At 55.0% G+C, this 722-nt stretch carries 1 protein-coding gene and 1 pseudogene; both read right to left on the reverse strand.

What is annotated here, in order from left to right; all coding sequences use genetic code 11:
* Positions 1-420, reverse strand: a pseudogene (locus ACR0EL_RS22255) (transposase); the annotation flags it as partial.
* Between the two features lie 108 nt (positions 421-528).
* The coding region (locus ACR0EL_RS22260) for a DUF411 domain-containing protein (RefSeq protein ID WP_480502325.1) at positions 529-722 on the reverse strand (194 nt) is incomplete at its 5' end.

Below are 722 nucleotides of genomic sequence, written 5' to 3' on the forward strand. Positions count from 1 at the left end.
GAATCGTAACCCCGATCAGCAATCATCCAATCGGCGGCTGGTAGGCTGCTTAGAAGTGCCCTGGCACCCGTGTAGTCACTGATCTGATCGACAGTTATGAAAGACCGGATTGGGTGGCCAGAAGCATCGCTGACGGCATGCAACTTGGCGCTCATTCCGCCGTTGGCACGCCCAATCAGGCACCAGCGCCCCTTTTTTCAACCGTAGGCTTGAAGCCATGCGATGTGCCTTCAGATACTTGCGCAGGCTCAATTGAACGCATGGCGTTCGCCTGCTCACTTTTATCATGATCGCCCTGTGATCGGAATGGTCCGAAGCCAGCCTTTCCATGATCCGTGCAAACACGCCGTTGTCGCTCTAACGTTTTTAGCAGTTGTAGAGCGTCTTGGGTGGGCCATACTCCTTCGGAGCATCGGACCAGCCCCGTATCGGACTAGCCGACCTTGAACTCGCTTTTCAATCGCTGCTACCGAAATTCACACTAAACGCTTGGCAATTCCGTTTGCGGTTGTTGCAAAAAATTGGCAATCACGCTGCCTTGTAATGGTTGAAAACTTCTGTGGTGCCATCCTTACCGATCAGGAAAACCGAATAGGCTTCCCGCTCACTCTCCGGCCCCATACCAGGTGAGCCATAGGGCATACCTGGCACTGTCAGCCCGACCGCATCAGGGCGTTCGGCCAACAAGCGCCGGATGTCCGCCGGGGGCACATGACCTTCTA

Source organism: Ruegeria sp. AH12, assembly GCF_056541465.1.